This is a genomic window from Microcoleus sp. B4-D4 (assembly GCF_036705185.1).
Classification (GTDB): domain Bacteria; phylum Cyanobacteriota; class Cyanobacteriia; order Cyanobacteriales; family Microcoleaceae; genus Microcoleus.
Window position 1 is genome coordinate 398,001 of sequence record NZ_JAUBTX010000001.1, and the last position, 18,167, is coordinate 416,167.

The window sequence follows — 18,167 nt, forward strand, 5'->3', positions numbered from 1 at the left end:
GAAATGATACTTTTACGATCGATTACCTGAAATTCAACGAACTGCGAATCCGCCCGTTGTAATCCACCCTCACCCTCCCATCTTGGAAAACCGTCACCACCGTCTCCACCGTATACACAGACGCACCCGGTTTGTGACCTTGAAAAGTAAACGTCCAAGAACCATCCCCATTATCAACAAAAGGCGACTCCTCCGAAGCACCGTGCATCGCCGCTTCCGCTCGATATTTTCCCAAACCCCCATTAGCATTTTCTGCAGCTTGACGGGCTAAATTTTTCGCGCGATTCAGTTCGATATTGTTGGAAATAACCGTAATATCCGTAACTTCGCTTTCAGCAGAACGAAGGGGATTGCTGAATGCGGGAGAAACTCCCGCAGCTAAAGTTGAAAGCGCTAGCAAACAAGCAATTGGGGCGTGTAATTTCATCATACAAACTCATTTATACTTTCTGAAGTCTACAGCACTCGCGCTAAGGAACCCGGAAGAGTTAAAAATTGTCCGAACAGCCTCTAAGTTATAGGTTCGCAGTTAGGATTTTAGTCCTGCGATTTTATGCGGACTCAAGTCCTGAATGCGAAACTATTTTAAGGCGAATCAATTAATTTTTAATTTTCACCTTTGACTCTGCAGGCGTTTCCCCGTCGTTCAAATAGCGGTAACTCATCTTAGAAATATCCCGAATCAAACTTTGAGCAGGCTTCTCACTATCCACCGGATGCTTCACCATCACCGCCACCAAATAACGCTTCCCGTTCGGCAAATCCACCATCCCCGCATCGGCCAGCATCGTATTAATATTACCCGTTTTATGAGCAATAACTGAACCTTCCCCCAAACCTCTCGGTAGCAAACTATCGTTTTTTGTTTGCCGCATAATTTGCAAAATGCGATCGCGCGACTTAACCGAAACCAAATTTCCGCGATCGATCTGCGCCATAACATTAATCAAATCCTTCGGGCTAGTAGTATTAGTTCCCTCCAAATCCGGCAACTTATTTTGCAGTACCGTCGCCCTCAAACCCCACGCCGCAAAATGCTGATTCAAAACCTCAGCACCTCCCAACAATTCAATCATCATATTTGTCGCCGTATTGTCACTGATTACAATCATCTTTGTGACAACTTCCAAAGCCGAATATTTCGTACCCGCCGGATCGTCCTGCATTTGCCCAGAACCGCCCACAATATGTTCCGGCTTCAGCGTCAGCACCTGATCTAACCGCACTTTGCCTTCATCAACTGCTTGGAAAAAAGCTGCTAAAATCGGCAATTTAATCGTGCTAGCTGAAGAAAAAGGCACGTCGCCGTTAAAATTTAAGTAGCTTCCAGTATCTAAATCAACTAAAAATACTCCCGCATTCAAGGTAGGATTTTCTGTTGCCATCACCTGAACTTGTGTTTTCAAAGCTGCTAATTCTTGATTCAGTTGTAGGGCTTCTGAAGCCAGCGGGGCTGCAACTGCGCTGTCGGATGGGTTTTTTGGCTGTGCGGGCGTTTCTTGTGTCGCTACAGCCGATCGATTCACAGCATTCGCCACCGACAGTAGAGTGCCGCAAATCACCGCAATCCCAACTCCCAAAATCAGCAACCGAGTGGCGTACACCAACGGCGGCACCCTGGGAATAGCAGATTTTTTGCCCGGTCTATTGCTCCCTTGCGGGCGCGGTTTCGGCACAGGGGCTTTTTTGACATTTGGGGCTGTTTCCAGCTCTAGAATAGCCGTTGGGGGCGCACTGGAGCGACTTTTGCGGGGGGCGCGGGGTTTTGTAGTTTCGGGCTCGTTGATGGGATTGCTGGCGATCGAACTGACATTTTCCAGACTTGGCTGTGGAAAATCGAACAAATCGACAGCAGCGAGATTTTTTTTGCGCGATTGGCGACTTTTCGACTGCGAAATTTTGGTAGTTTTGGGTTTTCTAGGGTTAATTGCCGATTTTGGATCGGACAAAAAGTCCTGTGCATTCAATTCTTCGGGGGAAGGCGCGGGAGAATTGGCTCTAATTTTCGTGACGCGGCTTGGTTGCGGTGACAAAGTGGCAGGTTCGGATGCTGGAATTTCTGGGCCGTTTGGCGGTTGGGGCGGGCGACGGCGGCCGGATTTGCCAGACTGACTTGTTTTGCCCGATTTAGGCGGTTGTGGCCCGGAGTTGGTAGAGGCTATCGAGGACATCACTGATAATATCGATCGTTTGGGAAACCGCTCTGCCACGTCTTACTCCTTCTGCACTGTAAATTTCAAGTTTAAGATTTTTTAGGTTGTCAGCCAATCAATTTGAGATTTTAGATTGGGAATTTTAGATTTATCGGAAACGCACCCGTGGTAGAAACCGGGTTTCTTGCCGGGAAATTACCTTAAAGTTGAGGTTTTTAGTCAAGAAACCCAGTTTCTTTGGTGACAAGCGGGTAAATCCTGTTCGCCAACAAGCCTCAATCTTACCTCCCAAATTATCTGCATTTCTCCTAGCTATCCGCTGGATTTTCCGGCAACGCATCCAGAGTATCAGAAACTGGCGATCGCGCGTAATTTTTTATTGCCCAATCTGTTTGGCGGAGAGTGCCCCGCAGCATGGCGACTTCATCCACTGTCGGATAGGCGCGATTGTACAAACGCCGAAACTTTTCCATCCTACTCGCTGCTGTGTGCGGCTGCAAATATCCAATTTTCAGCAGCAGTGTTTCTAGTTGCTGGTAATATCCCTCTAAATTTTCCAGCGGAGCACTGTTGGGGGGATTGGGAGAGGGGGGGATTGGGAGAAGGGGGGATTGGGAGAGGGGGGGATTGGGAGAGGGGGAGAGGGGGGGATTGGGAGAGGGGGAGAGGGGGGGATTGGGAGACTGGGAGAGGGGGGGATTGGGAGACTGGGAAAATATACCCTCGGACTTTTCCCTTCTCTGCGTAGCATCCGTTAAATCCGCTACAAAATCCGCTGCCGAACTTCCTTCTTCCTTCTTCCTTCTTCCCTCTTCCTTCTTCCTTCGGAAACCTTCTTCCCGATATAATTCGTAGCAGCAAATAGCGACTGCTTGAGCGAGATTTAGGGAGGTGTAAGCATCGCTGCTGGGAATGCGGATCAGGCGCTGGGCGCGGTTTAATTCGCTGTTAGTCAAGCCGCAGTCTTCTCGACCAAAAATTAGGGCGCTGGGGGCTTCTAGCAACCAAGGTAAAGCATCGGCTGGTGCTTCTAGCTGCATTGGGTGCGATCGACTGTCGTCTCCTGTAGTGGCGATCGCCCTGACACATCCTACCAAAGCTTCTGGTAAAGTTGCTACTACTTTAACCGTTTCCAAGACATCGGCGGCGCGCACGGCCATCAGTCGGGCTTCTTGCCCTAAATGATCGCATTGGGGATTGACCAAAATTAATTGGCGCAAACCCATATTTTTCATGACGCGGGCTACTGAACCCACGTTTAATGGCCCTGCGGGTTCGACTAAGACGATTCGGATGTTGGTTAATGCCGTTGCGACCATTGTTACTGGGAGATAGCTGAATTATAGTTATTGCATAAATCCTTGAATTTATCGGAAAACTGCAGATTTAATGTAGGTTAACGCGGATTAACGCGGATAATTTCAGATAGTGTATTCTCAAAATTAGCATGGCTAAGCAGCGATCGAAATCTGAGTTACCGACTAAGATGTGTCCTGTGTGCGATCGACCTTTTACTTGGCGCAAAAAATGGGCCGACTGCTGGGATGAGGTGAAATACTGTTCGGAACGCTGTCGCCGCCGCCGCCACAGTACAGAAAATTAAAAATGTTTTGCTCTTTGCCTAACAAAAGCTAAGATTGCAAAAGAAAAATTTTAAGGTTAAAAATATGGCATCGCAACAAGTGCAACCAAAGTTAGTTATTCACGGCGGTGCCGGTAGTTCTCTACACAGCAAGGGCGGAATTGAGGCGGTTCGCAAATCGCTTTATGATGTTTTGGAGGCCGTTTATCCGCTGCTCAAAGACGGTGCGAGTGCGGTAGATGCGGTGATACAAGGCTGTCGGTTGTTGGAAGATGACCCGCGTTTTAATGCAGGTACCGGTTCTGTGGTGCAGTCGGACGGGCAAATTCGGATGAGTGCTTCGCTGATGGACGGTTTGCTGCAGCGTTTCAGCGGGGCGATTAATGTTTCTCGGGTTCAAAATCCGATCGAACTTGCTAAGTTTTTGCAGGCTTCGGACGATCGGGTATTGTCTGATTTTGGGGCGGCGGAATTGCTGCGAGAACTTCATTTGCCGATTTACGATCCGATGACGGATTTGCGTTTGCACGAGTGGATGCAGGAACGCCAAGGCAATTTTAGCAAGGCAATGGCTGATGTGGTGGCGGAACCTGCTGGTGTTGGTACGATCGGAGTTGTAGCTTTGGATGCCGCGGGGGGTTTGGCTGCTGGAACTTCGACTGGCGGCAAGGGTTTTGAACGGATCGGGCGGGTTAGCGACTCGGCGATGCCGGCGGGAAATTACGCGACTGGTAATGCGGCGGTTAGCTGTACGGGTATCGGCGAGCACATTATGGATGAGTGTTTGGCGGCGCGGATTGTGATTCGGGTAACGGATGGTTTGAGTTTGAAGGCTGCTTTTGAGCGTTCTTTTGCGGAAGCTGACTCGCGCCAGCGGGATTTTGGCGCAATTGGAATTGATGCTAGCGGTGCGATCGCGATCGGCAAAACTAGCGAGGTAATTTTGGGTGCTTTTCACGACGGTACGCAAATGGGCGATACTTTGGAATCCAACCAGGGAACGCTGATTTTTGTTGCTTAAAAAGCTTTCTGGATCGTTAGTTCAGATCCCCGACTTCTCCAAAGAGTCGGGGTGCTCGATCGGTGTTATTTAATATCAAGTCCCGATGAATAATTATCATAAAATTATCATTCGTAGGTTTGGTTGAGCGAAGTGACACCCAACGTCAAATTGAAGATTGTGTTGGGTTTCATTCTTCAACCAAACCTACCTATATCATAAGCGATCGCCCGGATATTATATAAAGATCCGACAACTTTACCCCAAACTCAGGATTCCCGCCACCAAATCTACCACTAACCGTTTAGTTTTTAGCCATTCCATCCCGATGATAATTTCTGGGATCTCATCTCCTACTACCACAGGAACATTAAATTCTTGACCGTCAATTTGTACAGTACCGATATAAATACTAAAATCACCTTCTCCTCGTGCCGTATTCATGGGGTATTGATCATCTACAAGTGGCCAATTAAAATCTAAATCTTGGCTGTTCATCGCCAACCAACCGGTGAATCCAGTATCTAGAAGGGCATCCACAAATATGAGTTCGCCATCATTCGCTACCAAACTTATTTCAAAAAATACTTGATTTCTCTCTTCATCAAACCTTCCTTGAATCATAAAATACTGCCGCAAACTCCGGTTTCATTCAAGCGCCGAACAACCATTAGTTTCTGGGGATAATTTGTTAGCAGTTGTCCAAAAGCGACGAGTTGATCTTTCTCAACAAAATATTCGCCACTATCAGGATCGATAACAACGTACCAATTATAGTGAGTCGCCATGAGTTCGTCACGGACTCGTTCAAAAATCGGGCGACAGCGCTGCCACCGCATTTGGCTTTCAGCTTTTTGTTTTGCTTTCTCTTCGGGAGAAATTGGAGTTTTTTTGTATTTGTCAGAGATCCGGCGGGGTTTCCAGCCGGCAGGTGCTGTTATCATAGTTTTTTTGTATTGGCTCTGAATCTATTTTATCTATTTTAGCAAATATCGCCTGTGACCTTAACAATCTTAACTTCGCAACTGCCAAAGTTTAACTGTACCATTCTCGCTGCCGCTAACCAGATTTTCGCCCAAATGCCCGATCGCCAACGCAGACACAGGGCCCGAATTTCCCTCCAAAGACTGCAGCAACTCACCGCCAAGATTCCAAAGTCTGACAGTACCGTCAAAACAACCCACCGCAAAGTATTTCCCGTCCGGGCTAATGGCGGCGGAAGTGATGCGAATTCCTGTTTCCATAGAATGCAATAATTCGCCTGTTTGCAAATTCCACAGGGCGAGATTTTTGTAGCCGTAACTGACAAGAATTTCGCTATCGGGAGTAATTGCTACATAATTTTCGCTGCCAAACGTTCGCCGCACTTCGCCGCTGGGAAGTTCCCACAAAGTGACTGTGGCGCGACAGAAACCGCTGGCTGCATTGAGGCCGCTGGCTACTAACATTTTGCCGTTTGGACTCAGGGCGATCGCACTTATATCATCTCCTTGATAGCCTTCCAAAACTTGCAGCAGTTGGCCGCTGTTGAGGTGCTGAAGCTTGACAGTGCCTCTGGTGGTGCCGATCGCCAAAATTTGCCAGTCGGGGCTCACAGCGACGGATTCGTGGCGGTGTACGTCTGCTAAACGCTTCAGCAGTTCGCCGTTTTGCAGGTTCCAGAGTTTGACAGTGCCCGCGCGCGATCGTGTCAGCAGCGTTTTGCTAGCGGGGCTGAAAGCAACTAGCAACACGGCTGTTGAATGTCCGCAAATAGTCCGCAACAGTTCCCCGCTGTGCAAACTCCAAACCTTCACTGTACTGTCGTGGGAACCTGTTGCGAGTAATTGTCCGTCGGGACTGATGGCAGCGGATAGAATGCTGTCTGAATGCTGGAGAGTGGCTTTTAAGGTTGCGCCGGATGAAGTTTTTAGTTGTTTTTTATACCCGGCTATATCCAGCCAGTCGATCGCATCTCTCCAATTTTTGAGAGCATTTCTAGGCCGATTTGTCAGCGTTTCTATATATCGATACAAAGTTTTAGATAAGTCAACTTCTACACCTTTGATTTGTTTGTTGAGAAGTGCCGCTATTTCGGCCGGGCTGCACCCGCACAACAAGCCGCACAAATGCCTTTTTTCCACTGGTGTCAGCCCTCTTCTGGTGTGGGGGGCAAATTCTTGTTTGGCGTTTGCTAAGTCGCTGTAAAGCTTTTCGATGTCCCAGTCGCGGGTAGCCCGTGTAAAAGGTTCTTCTGGTCGATCGAGGTTTGAGGGTGTCATTTGTGGCAGTCGCGATCGAGTTCCTAGTCAAATTCCTAACCAAAATCCTAACATTCGCTGTGCGCGATCGAACTGTTTTCACCGCTAATCTATTTTTAACACAGCAAACAGCCAAAAGAGTTTCTGGTAAAAAATCTGCCGAAATCCTGACTTCTACAGTTTGCTAAATAATTCTACATTAACCGGAGAAACAAAATGCCTGGTATTGCGATCCCCTTATTTTTTGGCCTCGGTTTGATTTTAAGTCTTGTTGGCTATATTTTGGGATTAGTTCAAGCTTTCGGACAGGAAACTTTTTGGGGAGTGCTTTACTTAATTGTACCTTGTGCTGCCTTAGTTTTTTATATTAAAAATTGGAGCAATCAAAAAATTATAAAAACTTTCTTGATTCAATGTGCGGGTTTGCTAATGTTTGTGTTGGGAGGTATCACTATTTCAGTATTTTATGGCGCAAATTTTACAAACAGCCCGGATTCTGAGCTGAATCGAGAACTAAAAAATAATAATCCATCGCCCTCTTCTTTTCCAGGGGATTTGAACACTTCTCCATCACCAAGTCAAGAATCACCTCCGAGTTCTCGGCCATCTCCTCAAAGTTCTCTAGCGCCCGATAGCAAAGATGAGTTCAAACAATCGATGAAACTCGGCTATGTCTACTACGCGCAGCGAGACTATCCAACGGCTTTAATCCATTTTAACAAAGCTTTGGAGGCGCGACCGGGCGATGGTTATGCTCTCAAGGCTGTTGAAAATGCGAAAAGCGCGATCGCACCTATCCCGTAGGGAATCGCCGGTAGCCGTCTCAAATAATTGTTGCACGAGCAATCGCCTGTAGCGGAGAAATTAGTAAATAACCTTGTTTGTAAAATCCCAATATTGCTAGCTACCAGGAAGAGCCTGGTAATGCAGGTGCGGAGGAAGAGCCTCTCTTTACCTTGCCGCTTCGGGAAATAGAGGAGTATGGTAGATGTTTAATTTATTAAATTTTCGTTTCTAAATAACCTTGTTTGCAAACTTCCAATATCTACTCATGAAAGTTATCAAGCAAACACCAACTCAACTAACAATTCAAACTTGTAGATTCGGGGATGGTTTGTTATTAATTTCTCCTTTTATCGTAATTGGCTTAGGGCAGATTGTTTTCGTGTCAAATTGGATAGGTGGAGGTATATTTTTGTTGTTTTCGCTGTGTTTGTTGGACGGCGCAATAGATGAAATTTATATTTTTGATAAAAGTTGTGACAAAATGACCGTTAAACGACGGGGTTTGTGGCTGAATCGCGTTACACAAGGCTCAACTCGCAATATTTGTGCGGTGGAATTAAACGCAATAGCAGATAGCGAGGGGAATTTCAGCTACTATGTTGATTTGTTGATGTTGGGGGGCGATCGCGTTTGTTTGGGAAGTAATGCGATCGCCAAAGAACAGCAAAAAACTGTTGACTTGATTTGCGAGTATCTGAATTTAGCACCGTACAAGTCAGCGATCGGGATTAAAAATGAGAAAATTGTGTTATTTTGAGGCGTACAGTCTCATATTTCTTTGCTAAAGCTGTTGATGGTAGCTAAAGCTCTAATTGCTGAGATTTTTCAACGTTTTTATGCGCTTATTTAAGATTATTCGCCGCGCCACAGCTTATCTCAAACCAAGGCGCAAGTAAACTCGTGATATTAGTTGTAGGCGAGAAATATTTAAGCTAATCTATGAATAATACAAAATCCGACTTAAATACCCCCTTGATTCTTTAGTGCTTCTGGCCTAGAAGGAAAGGAAAGTTTGGGATGCGTTTCAACCGCCCGCTAAGAGAGGAGTTGTTGGCGCGGATTGGGTTGAATCGCCGTTACGCATCAATTTTTGGATGAGTCTGCGAGTAAGCTGTTGCTTATATAGATTGTGTAGGGCGATTGAGGGGGAGAAGGGGAGAAGGGGAGAAAGGGAGAGGGCGATCGCACTAAGGAATTAAAATTTAATAATATCAAATTCTTTCTTCATCGGAATAGTAAATTCACTGTTAACTGTTGACTGTTGACTGTTGACTGTTAACTGTTAACTGTTGACTGTTGACTGTTAACATCATTCCGATGTAACCGGAAACGATATAAATTAAGCGATTGGCTCGTTACTTTCGCTCTGCCTGGTAATGCAGATTGGCGAGGCTCTGCCTCTCTTTATCCCTGAGCTTCTGGAGAGAGATAGAGAGAAGTGTGGCAGATGTTTAATTTATTAAATTTTCGTTCCTTTAAGCTGTTGTTAGTTTGTGGGTGTGTCCTTCGCTCGAAAGGTTATATATATTATTAGCTTTTGTGCGATCGGGGAAAACAAAAGCTAATAAATATTTCGTTAACATTCAATCAAGAACATCTTAGACTTTAGCGGACTGACATTCCCCGCGACAAATCTATCAAGAGTGTCAGTTCGATCGCCAAAAGCTAGAAATCATCCCAACCTTCAAGGCTAGAAGACATCACGTAACTGGTGACACTAGACTCAAAGAAATTGGCTTTTGTGTTGGCCTCTTTCTTGGTATCTGAAAACCGCTCCAAATGAGCGTAGGGGCTTTTCTTGTATTTCATATCAGGAAAAAGCGGTTCTAAGCCGATCGCCTTGAGTCGCTGATTCGCAAGGTACTTTGTATATTGCTCTGTGCTGCTGGTTGTGATACCTAGAATGCTATCTCCAACAATGTGCTCGGCCCACTGAGACTCGTGCTCCACCGCAGTCGCAAACATTTCGTAGATTTGCTCCTGACTGTGCGGAAAGATTTCCATCGCTTCTGGAAGTAATTTCTGATACAGTCGCACATGGGAAAGTTCATCTCGGTTGATCATTCTAAAGATATCGGCACTTCCAGCCATCAGCATTCGTGAGGACAGATTGTAGAAAAAGTTGAATCCATTGTAGAAATACAACCCTTCTAGCAGATAATCTGCCATCAGTGAGACAAAATAGTTTTCTGGGGTTGGATCGTCAACATACTTTTGATACAGTCCGGCGATGAATTGACAGCGCTGTTTCAACACTCGATCGCTGCGCCAAAACTCATAGACTTGGGAACGGCGATCGCTAGGAACAATGGTTTCAATGATGTACTGATAGGACTGATTGTGCATTGCCTCCTGAGAAATTTGTTCCGCCATGCACAAGGAGATTTCGGGTGCGGTGACACTATTTTTGATGTGCGGCACATTGCAGGTTTGTACCGAATCGAGAAATGTCAGATAGCTGAGGATGCCATCAAAAGCTCGCCGTTCCCCAGGCGTGAGATTAGCATAATCAGTCACATCCTGAGTCACATCAATTTTTTCAGGAATCCAAAAGTTTTCCCGCATTTGTCGGTACAGTCCAACTGCCCAGCCGTAGCGAACATCGTTCAACTGCATCAAGTTGGTTGTTTCGCCAAACCAAATCTTGCGATTTCCTGTTGCATCATTCCCTAGGGGATTGAACACGGGATTAATTGGCATTCGATTCGATGCAGTCGCTGAGGGTGTAGCTAGACTTAAAACCATTGTGAGTTCATCCGATATAGTTAATACAACAAGTGAAATAATCAGTTAATTCGCACAAGCAACACAGCCATCGCTAGATTCTTTGAAACTATCTTTCTGTACGGTGCGAATGTAGTAGATTGCTTTGCAGCCAGAGTGCCAAGCTAACACCAAGATGTCAAAGATATCTTTTGCCTTGAGAGAGCGATCTGGTTCATCAGGAAAATACACACCTGCATTTAGATTGAACAATAATTCCATTGAAATTCCTGTATCAATCCACTGCTGCATCGTGGCGATCGCGTGGATTACCACCCGTTGATTCAGCGTCTTGTTTTCACTGTAAAACCAGAAATGATCCCGAATGTAAGGTGGCGCAACCGGAACCGTCCCTTTGGCCCATTTTTCATAGAAGAACCTGCTATAAACGGGCAACACACTGGCAGTACAACCCTGGACTAAGGATGAAGAGGTATTGGGCGCGATCGCCGTGATATGGGAATTGCGAATGCCATGCTCTTGAATCGCCTGACTCAAGGTTTGCCAACGTTCCGGCTGACTGGCGTTTTCCAAAAACCACTTCACGGGCTTTGCTCCTACCAAATGACCTTTACTCCATTCACTGCCGGGAAAAGCAGGATAAGCCCCCCGCTCTTTTGCCAGATTCATTGATGCGGCGGTGCAATAGTAACCGATGTCTTCAAACAAATTGCTAATCTCTTGCAGGTGATTGTAAGTTAGATGGCGCTTGGCCAACCAATCGGCTAACCCCATGCAGCCCACCCCAATCGTGCGATATTTGTTGTTATGTGTGGTGCTGGCGGCAAAGGGCGGTGTGGTTAGATCGATCGTGTTATCCAAAATCCGCACGGCTGTCTGACAAATCTGTTCGATCGATCGCGCATCATCTTCTAAATTTGCCAGATTAAGGCTGACCAAGTTACAGGTATGGGCTTCTTCCCCTGGCTTCACATTCGACCAAGATTCCTGACAGAGATTTCCACCTGGAATATAGCCTTGATGCTGATTAGGATTTGCCAGATTGACCGTATCCTTAAACCAAAGATAGGGCATTCCAGTTTCTAACTGAGTTCGCATCACGTCTTTGAACAACAGACGAGCATTCACCTTTTTGTAGAGCGTAATTTCTCGATCCAAGCTGGCTTCGATTTGAGCATAGGCAGCTTCAAAAGATTCTCCCCACAGTTCAGCCAGTTCGATGCCCAGCTTTGTTCGCACCTCATAGGGGTCAATCAGCGTCCACTCCGCATCGGCTTCCACTCGTCGCATGAACTCATCACTAACCACCAACTGCGGAAACACATCATAGGCTTTCCGCCGCTGATCCCCATTCTCGGTCTGCATCTCCAAAAATTCGGGTAAATCCAAATGCCAGGTATCTAAACTGACGGTGATCGCCCCGGCTCTCCGTCCGCCCTGATTGACGGCGATTGCGGTATCGTTGAGCAGCTTCACCCAGGGAATCACCCCGCCCGAAGCATTGGCTTTCCCCATCACCCAACTGCCCGTTGCCCGAATCCGAGACAAATTAACCCCGACACCGCCACCGTTTTTAGAGATCCTAGCGGCATCATGAATCCCAGAAAAAATGCTTTCGAGATTGTCATCTAATGCGGTGATAAAGCAACTGGCGAGAGAACCGTCAGGAATTCGCAGGTTTGCCAGAATCGGCGTTGCCAAAGAAATCTGCCGGCGTGCCAACATTTCATAGAACTGCTTTGCCCACTGGAGCCGCTGTTCTGGGGCTTCCGCCCAGGCCAACAACAGCGCACAGGTCAATAGGGATTCTTGGGGCAATTCATTCGGCAATAGATACCGTTTTGTCAGCAACACGGCTCCAGCGTAATCGTAGTCAGCATCCCAATCCGGCTCGATCCACTCATTGGCAATTTCTAACTCTGCGGGAGTGTAGGTCAAGATGCGACGATCGTACTGCCCTTCGAGGACTTTAGCTTGCACAGTCCGGGCATAGTCACCATATTGATAGCCCCGACTCACCTGAATGTCTTTCCACAAACTCCAAATGTGCAGCCTCCCTGCGGCATAGCGCCAATCGGGTTCTTCAGGACTGCACAACTCCAACGCACAGCGGATCAGATTGTCTTGAATTTCTCTGGTTGTAATGCCGGGACGCAGCTTAGTGGTAAGGCTGGCTTCTAGGGCGATCGGGTTTGCCGATAGTTCTCGACAAGCCCAGTTGACGACTGCGCGAATTTTTGTAATATCGAGTTCCGTCGTAGAACCATCTCGGCGAATCACCTGAATATTGCTTGTAGAAAACTCGGCAACAGATGTAACTTGCATGGCAATTAATAACGATTAAGGCGCAGTGGATAGGAAGGCAAACGAATCCAGGAATGGATTATAAAGTGCCACCCCTTGAGACATAAAAAATGGGCAATTGAAAAGTCGTAATGACTAGGTTAAAAGCAATGCTTCAACCAGAACCGATCGACTTTTAAAGCAAATATTTTCAAAAACCCGATCGGGGAAAATCCGCCCCAGGATGATGCCTAGTTCGATCGGTGATTTGCGCTCAGTATAGATCAATTATTGTCACTTCGCACATTAATTTACGCTATTGCTAGCGTTGAGATCGGGACTAGACGCTACATATTGCTATATGACTAGGTTTGTAGGATTAGAGGCAGCATTTCCTCGCTCTACAATCAATCTGGCAGCGATTAAACAAAGCAGTTCGATCGCGTTCAATTGTGCTATAATCCGCGACTATTCGGTTTTGGTGAAAAGCAGCCATCAAACGGAAAGAGGAAAGAGCAATGCAAATCTGCCACTGTCCCGCAACTGTAAGGAGAAGTGCTATAGCGGTTCTCAAGCGTGGTGAGATATGCACTATGCCCTATGTCCTATGTCCTATGCCCTAGGTCGGATATTACCTCCTATGAGAGCACAGAAAGGCTATATACAACACGATTACGCTGGTTTCAGTTTTCGTGGCTTGATTAGTTGACTTTTGCGCCCCACCGACAGAGATTAACTACAAAACTAGCCGGTGCGATCGGCGCACCCAACAGCAGAATGTGCGTACATAATAATGTTATTTTTCCGGTTCTTTGAGTTTCCAACCTGGTTTGACAACTTGCCGCGATCGGGCAATTACTAAACAGTCATTCGGCACTTCTTCAGTTACGACAGAACCTGCTGCTACTGTAACATTTTCTCCCAAAGTTATCGGTGCAACCAGTACGCTGTTGGAACCGATTTTAGTTCCCGATCCTATTTGAGTTTTGTGCTTATTTTTGCCGTCGTAATTGGCGGTAATTGTCCCTGCACCGATGTTGACTTTTTCTCCCAAAGTCGCGTCGCCTAAATAAGACAAGTGAGCGATATTAGTTCGATCGCCAATTTGAGCATTTTTCAATTCTACAAAATTGCCGACGCGACAGTTTGCGCCTATTTGAGCGTGTCCCCGCAAGTGCGCGTAGGGGCCGATTCGCGAATTTTCGGCGACAATGCTGTCAGAAATTACCGAATAAAGTACAGTCACATTTTCGCCAATTTGACTGTTTTCAATCAAAGATCCGGGCCCGATGCGACTCCTGGAGGCGATCGAAGTTTTTCCCCGCAAATGAGTTTGCGGTTCAATTACCACATCCGCTTGCAACTCTACGGTATCATCGATCGTAATGCTGTGGGGATCGATAAGTGTCACTCCCGCCCTCAGCCACTTATCCTTGATCCGCGTTTGCAAAATATCGGAAGTTGTGGCTAAATGTTTGCGATCGTTAATGCCCAATATTTCTTGATAATCTTCGACATCCACCGCCATCACCGGAGAAAGGCTGCTTACCGTATCAGTTAGGTAATATTCTTTTTGGTCGTTATCTGCCTTCAAATCTGGCAAAATTTTCTCTAAATCCGGCCAGTGAAAGCAATAAATACCTGCATTAATTCGGTGATTTTGCTTTTGAGCTTGGGTGCAATCTCGGTCTTCTATAATTTGCTGAACTAAGTTTTGACTGTCGGTAAATACTCGCCCATATCCTTGAGGATCGGGCAAATTAGCTGTCAATATAGTAGCCGAGTTTTGGTGCTGTTTGTGAACGGCCATCAATTGTTTGATAGTTTCTGCCCTCAGCAAAGGCACATCGCCATTTAAGACCAGCAAATCTCCTTGAAATCCCTCTAAGTGAGGCAGCAATTGTTGGATGGCGTGACCGGTTCCCAATTGTTCCGTTTGTTCGACAAATTCTAGGGGAGGAAATTCCCGATCTTTGGTTTTTTCTTGAGCTTCAATCAGAGATTCTTTAACGAGTTCGCTGCGATAACCGACTATGACAAGTCGCCGGGAAATTTCAATTTCTTGACAACTTTGAAGGACTCGCTCAACGAGGGTTCGCCCGCCCAATTCGTGGAGAACTTTGGGCAAGTCAGATTTCATGCGCGTGCCGCGTCCAGCCGCTAAAATTGCTATTGCTATCATTGTGCGATCGAGTTTTTTGCTATAAAAACTTGAATATTGACTAACTGATGATATCACTCACAGTCCGTCGATGCCACTGCGATCGCACAATTTTTTAATCTTAAATCTCCAATCTCCAATCTGGGCGTGCCCTGTCTTTTTCCCGCCGGATGTCGGTTTGAGGCGCGAGGCTTGCGGTTTGACTCGATCGCGCTGGGGTAGATAGAGCTCCGGGCGAGATATCAAATTTCCGACGACTGAAGTCCTTACTACAAAACGGACTCAGGTTTGCCGTGAGGACTTCAGTTTTTCCCGAAGGGATGCCGCCGGGGCGATCGAGAGCGATCGTTTATATCTGCGATCTGCGATTTGCCGCGATAGATTATACTATTTGTTGGATTTCACTTATGTCAATTTAATGTCAAGTTGCACATATCTCGATCCCCCTAAATCCCCCTTAAGAAGGGGAGTAGGGGTTGACTTTTATCGGAATCTTGTCCCCCCCTTATTAAGGGGGAGTAGGGGGCAAGCTAAGGGGGATCGGATTCGGGAGCAGCCTCATAAAAAATTGGTGTTATGGTGTTTTAAACTCAAAAAAACTATATAGTTGCTCCTTCTTCCTTCCTTCTTCGGACTTCCATCCGTTACACCCGTTACACAATCGGCTGCCGAACTTTCTTCCTCCTTCCTTTCTGCATTATCAGGTGTCCAGCTATGACAGAGCTTAATTTTCAGGAACTTGCCAAGGAGGGATATCCGCAGGCGATCGCATCTTGGCTAAACAGCCAGTTGCAATCAGAAGGGATCGCAGCCTCCGCGCATCTCGACGGCGACTGTTTGGATATAATTCTTGAAGCCGAGCAAGTACCGATCGAACATATATTAGTTGATTTTGTCCGCAGCCAACTGACAGAATTGCAGCCGGATTCAATTAGCAAAGTGAAGGTTGAGGGGCGAGAAATCGGTGAGATTGTGCCTGCTTGGATTCAGGAGTTTAGTTTAGAAAACAGCACTTTGGAACAACAGAGCTTTGTGGAAGAATCTGTTCCAGATGCTGCTGTTGAGAATGTGGACGATCGCACAGAAGAGACACAGAGCAATATTGAGGAGGAGAAATCAGCGGAATTTGTGGCATTTGAGAAGCGGTTGCGATCGACGTTTATTGTCGTCGCGCTGGTTACTGGTATGTTGGCGATTGCCGTAGTGGCATTTGTCGGTAAAATTTTGAACGAGCAGCCAGCAACTGCGGGGAATAACCCCGATGAAATAGCGAATTTACCAACTGTACCGGATACTTTTCGAGACGCAGTTAACAGCGCAGTCAAAGCAGCAGAATTAGGGCGAGTCGCCAAAACCAAAGAAGATTGGACGACAGTTGCCGATCGCTGGCAAGAAGCAGTATCGTTGATGAGAAGAGTACCGGTGTCTAGCTCCAACCATCAACTAGCTCAGACAAAAGTAATCGAGTATCAGAAATACCTGCTTTACGCTCAAGAAGCCGCAGTAAATCCACCCCAGCCAGAGCCAACTCCCGCACCAGCAAAAAAAGCCGAACCGGAGAAAGCAACTCCTAAGAAATCTAATTCCCCAAAAGCAACTTCCGAGAAAGAAACTCCTAAAAAATCTAATTCCCAAAAAGCAACTTCGGAAAAAGAAACTCCCAAAAAATCTAATTCAGAAAAGCCAGAACCGGAGCCAGCAACTCCTAAGAAATCTAATTAAAAAAAGCCGAATCCGAGAAGCGGTAAGTGCGCCGCATTCGGCCCTAATTAGAAACGTTTTTTGTCCAAGAATGTAGATGTCAAACACCGATTTAAACACTTATGAATGACAACGATTTAATTGTTTCTTCTGAATGGTTGGCCGCCAATACCGAAAATCCGCAAGTTGTAATTATTGACTGTAGGTTTTCCCTAGCCGATGTCGAATTGGGACAAAAACAATATCAAGAAAGTCACATTCCCGGAGCTTTTTATTTAGATTTAAATCGGGATCTCGCGAGTGCAGTTGGTAAACATGGCGGCAGACATCCGCTGCCAAATATTGAAGAATTAGCGGCCAAATTGAGTGCGGCTGGCATTAATTTAGGAGAAACTTTAGTTGTGGCTTATGACGATTCGCGGCTGGCTTTTGCGGCTCGTTTGTGGTGGCTGCTGCGATATATGGGACACAGCAAAGTTGCTTTGTTAGATGGCGGTTTTGGCGCTTGGAAGGCGGCGGGATATCCGGTAACAAATATTTTGCCGGAATCTCGGGAGGGTAAATTTGTACCGGAATTGCAGCGGGATGCGATCGTTGACATTCAGGCGGTAAAAGAGCGAAAAGACTTGCCGGACAGGGTTTTGGTTGATTCGCGAGAGAGCGAGAGATACGCGGGCTTGCGGGAGCCGATCGACCCGATTGCAGGTCACATTCCGGGTGCTGTCAACTACCCTTGGCAAGGGGTGACGGATGAAACTGGAAAAGTGCGATCGACCTCGGAACAAAAACAGCGGTGGACGGAATTAGGAAAAGCGGAAGAAATCATTGTTTATTGCGGTTCTGGGGTGACAGCTTGCGTTAATTTACTGTCTTTAGAAATCGCCGGAATTCCCGATGCAAAACTTTATGTCGGTAGCTGGAGTGATTGGTGTTCCTATCAATTGTAGGGTACTTACCAAAGCATTAATTATTCGTTACCAGGCTCTGCCTGGTAATGCAGATCCAGAGGCTCTGCCTAGGCTGTGTACTTTGTGGTATTTTTGAGAACAAAAGTTCATACAGTTTTAGTGTCCCAACTAATCCGAAAACAAAGTCCTCCTTTTCGATAACATTGACTGACCAAAAACTTCCAATAGCCATTCTTCAACCTCGGAAAAACTAATGGTCTCAAGTGCATTTTTAACTGTATCTGTAGTTAACTCTATAGTTGATAGACAAATTGTTAATAACATTTGACCCATTTCTTTGAATGGGCAACGTGCAGAAAAACTTTTATATTTTCCAAAGAGCGATTCAATCACGTCAGAACTTGCTAGAAAGGTTTTTTGAATCTTCAATTTCTCCGATTCTTTTGAGATATATCCAAAAATTTTTTGCTGGAACTCTTGTATATGTAAATTCTCAAAATTCCGACATTTTTTTTCAAAATCTTCTTTTGATTTATCATTAATCCCTAATTTTTTTAGGTTTTTTTCAATATTTCTTGTTAATAGAACCATTTGATTCCATCTTGCTAAATCTAATTCATATTCAGCTA

At 46.0% G+C, this 18,167-nt stretch carries 17 protein-coding genes; 6 read left to right on the top strand and 11 right to left on the bottom strand.

The window, feature by feature from the left end; translation table 11 throughout:
* Positions 1-22 precede the first annotated feature (22 nt).
* From QUB13_RS01615 to QUB13_RS01625, 3 genes are all read right to left on the bottom strand, one after another.
* Positions 23-430 (bottom strand): hypothetical protein, encoded by a 408-nt coding sequence (locus QUB13_RS01615; protein WP_228050322.1) that lies wholly within the window; start codon positions 428-430, stop codon positions 23-25.
* A gap of 169 nt (positions 431-599) precedes the next feature.
* The gene (locus QUB13_RS01620; RefSeq protein WP_333378172.1) at positions 600-2,171 is read right to left on the bottom strand and encodes a serine hydrolase; all 1,572 of its coding nucleotides are present in this window, start codon (positions 2,169-2,171) and stop codon (positions 600-602) included.
* 290 nt (positions 2,172-2,461) lie between these two features.
* Positions 2,462-3,472, bottom strand: coding sequence for an RNA methyltransferase (locus tag QUB13_RS01625; protein WP_333378176.1), 1,011 nt, complete (start codon positions 3,470-3,472; stop codon positions 2,462-2,464).
* Between the two features lie 128 nt (positions 3,473-3,600).
* Between QUB13_RS01625 and QUB13_RS01630 the strand changes: the two genes are divergently transcribed.
* On the top strand, positions 3,601-3,756 hold the full coding sequence (locus QUB13_RS01630; RefSeq protein WP_333378179.1) for a DUF2256 domain-containing protein: 156 nt from the start codon (positions 3,601-3,603) through the stop codon (positions 3,754-3,756).
* 64 nt (positions 3,757-3,820) lie between these two features.
* Positions 3,821-4,756: an isoaspartyl peptidase/L-asparaginase gene (locus tag QUB13_RS01635; RefSeq protein ID WP_333117484.1), complete on the top strand. Its 936-nt coding sequence runs from the start codon at positions 3,821-3,823 to the stop codon at positions 4,754-4,756.
* A gap of 237 nt (positions 4,757-4,993) precedes the next feature.
* Here QUB13_RS01635 and QUB13_RS01640 read toward each other — a convergent pair whose 3' ends face one another.
* The 3 genes from QUB13_RS01640 to QUB13_RS01650 form a co-directional block, all read right to left on the bottom strand.
* The gene (locus QUB13_RS01640; protein ID WP_333378182.1) at positions 4,994-5,359 is read right to left on the bottom strand and encodes an aspartyl protease; all 366 of its coding nucleotides are present in this window, start codon (positions 5,357-5,359) and stop codon (positions 4,994-4,996) included.
* Positions 5,356-5,679: a hypothetical protein gene (locus QUB13_RS01645; RefSeq protein ID WP_333091468.1), complete on the bottom strand. Its 324-nt coding sequence runs from the start codon at positions 5,677-5,679 to the stop codon at positions 5,356-5,358. Before QUB13_RS01645 ends, QUB13_RS01640 begins: the two co-directional genes overlap by 4 nt.
* Before the next feature lie 69 nt (positions 5,680-5,748).
* Positions 5,749-6,996, bottom strand: coding sequence for a WD40 repeat domain-containing protein (locus QUB13_RS01650; RefSeq protein WP_333378185.1), 1,248 nt, complete (start codon positions 6,994-6,996; stop codon positions 5,749-5,751).
* Positions 6,997-7,191: 195 nt separating this feature from the next.
* Here QUB13_RS01650 and QUB13_RS01655 point away from each other — a divergent pair, with 195 nt between their 5' ends.
* Together QUB13_RS01655 and QUB13_RS01660 are read left to right on the top strand one after the other, a co-directional pair.
* On the top strand, positions 7,192-7,779 hold the full coding sequence (locus tag QUB13_RS01655; protein WP_333378188.1) for a tetratricopeptide repeat protein: 588 nt from the start codon (positions 7,192-7,194) through the stop codon (positions 7,777-7,779).
* A gap of 247 nt (positions 7,780-8,026) precedes the next feature.
* A complete protein-coding gene (locus tag QUB13_RS01660) occupies positions 8,027-8,518 on the top strand; it encodes a hypothetical protein (protein ID WP_333378191.1) in 492 nt (163 codons plus the stop codon).
* A gap of 908 nt (positions 8,519-9,426) precedes the next feature.
* Here QUB13_RS01660 and QUB13_RS01665 read toward each other — a convergent pair.
* The 4 genes from QUB13_RS01665 to QUB13_RS01680 form a co-directional block, all read right to left on the bottom strand.
* On the bottom strand, positions 9,427-10,461 hold the full coding sequence (locus QUB13_RS01665; protein ID WP_333378193.1) for a ribonucleotide-diphosphate reductase subunit beta: 1,035 nt from the start codon (positions 10,459-10,461) through the stop codon (positions 9,427-9,429).
* A gap of 90 nt (positions 10,462-10,551) precedes the next feature.
* Positions 10,552-12,810: a ribonucleoside-diphosphate reductase subunit alpha gene (locus QUB13_RS01670; protein ID WP_333378196.1), complete on the bottom strand. Its 2,259-nt coding sequence runs from the start codon at positions 12,808-12,810 to the stop codon at positions 10,552-10,554.
* Positions 12,811-13,564: 754 nt separating this feature from the next.
* Positions 13,565-14,950, bottom strand: coding sequence for a bifunctional UDP-N-acetylglucosamine diphosphorylase/glucosamine-1-phosphate N-acetyltransferase GlmU (gene glmU, locus QUB13_RS01675; RefSeq protein ID WP_333378199.1), 1,386 nt, complete (start codon positions 14,948-14,950; stop codon positions 13,565-13,567).
* Between the two features lie 57 nt (positions 14,951-15,007).
* Positions 15,008-15,175, bottom strand: a complete 168-nt coding sequence (locus tag QUB13_RS01680) for a hypothetical protein (RefSeq protein WP_333378202.1) — start codon at positions 15,173-15,175, stop codon at positions 15,008-15,010.
* Positions 15,176-15,643: 468 nt separating this feature from the next.
* Between QUB13_RS01680 and QUB13_RS01685 the strand changes: the two genes are divergently transcribed.
* Both QUB13_RS01685 and QUB13_RS01690 read left to right on the top strand, forming a co-directional pair.
* Positions 15,644-16,651, top strand: a complete 1,008-nt coding sequence (locus QUB13_RS01685; RefSeq protein WP_333378205.1) for a hypothetical protein — start codon at positions 15,644-15,646, stop codon at positions 16,649-16,651.
* Positions 16,652-16,752: 101 nt separating this feature from the next.
* Complete coding sequence (locus tag QUB13_RS01690) at positions 16,753-17,577, top strand: sulfurtransferase (RefSeq protein WP_333117496.1); 825 nt, start codon at positions 16,753-16,755, stop codon at positions 17,575-17,577.
* A 129-nt stretch (positions 17,578-17,706) separates the two neighbouring features.
* Here the strand turns inward: QUB13_RS01690 and QUB13_RS01695 are convergent.
* The coding region (locus QUB13_RS01695; RefSeq protein WP_333378209.1) for a hypothetical protein at positions 17,707-18,167 on the bottom strand (461 nt) is incomplete at its 5' end.